This window comes from Pseudomonas sp. 203-8, from assembly GCF_020708595.1.
In the GTDB taxonomy this organism is placed as follows: Bacteria; Pseudomonadota; Gammaproteobacteria; order Pseudomonadales; family Pseudomonadaceae; genus Pseudomonas; species Pseudomonas aeruginosa.
Genome location: NZ_JAJFDF010000025.1, coordinates 1 through 571, shown reverse-complemented (window position 1 = coordinate 571; position 571 = coordinate 1). Strand labels below are relative to the sequence as shown.

Annotated in this window: 1 protein-coding gene; it reads left to right on the top strand. The window is 65.0% G+C overall.

What is annotated here, in order from left to right; genetic code table 11:
- Positions 1 to 571 (top strand): aldehyde dehydrogenase family protein (locus LJF27_RS30330; RefSeq protein ID WP_003102777.1); only part of this gene is annotated, 571 nt, incomplete at both ends.

The following is a 571-nucleotide window of genomic DNA, read 5'->3' as shown; positions in this document are numbered from 1 at the left end:
TTCATGGAAGAGGTGCTGAAAAAGGTCAGGGCGATCAAGCGCGGCGACCCGCTGGACACCGAGACCATGGTCGGCGCCCAGGCTTCCCAGCAGCAGTACGAGAAGATCCTCTCCTACCTCGACATCGCCCAGCAGGAAGGCGCCGAGCTGCTCGCCGGCGGCAGCGTCGAGAAGCTCGAAGGCAACCTGGCCAGCGGCTACTACATCCAGCCGACCCTGCTCAAGGGGCACAACGGCATGCGCGTGTTCCAGGAGGAAATCTTCGGCCCGGTGGTCGGCGTCACCACCTTCAAGGACGAAGCCGAGGCCCTGGCCATCGCCAACGACACCGAGTACGGCCTCGGCGCCGGCCTCTGGACCCGCGACATCAACCGCGCCTACCGCATGGGCCGCGGGATCAAGGCCGGTCGCGTGTGGACCAACTGCTACCACCTGTACCCGGCCCACGCCGCGTTCGGCGGCTACAAGAAGTCCGGCGTCGGTCGCGAGACGCACAAGATGATGCTCGACCACTACCAGCAGACCAAGAACCTGCTGGTGAGCTACGACATCAACCCGCTGGGCTTCTTCT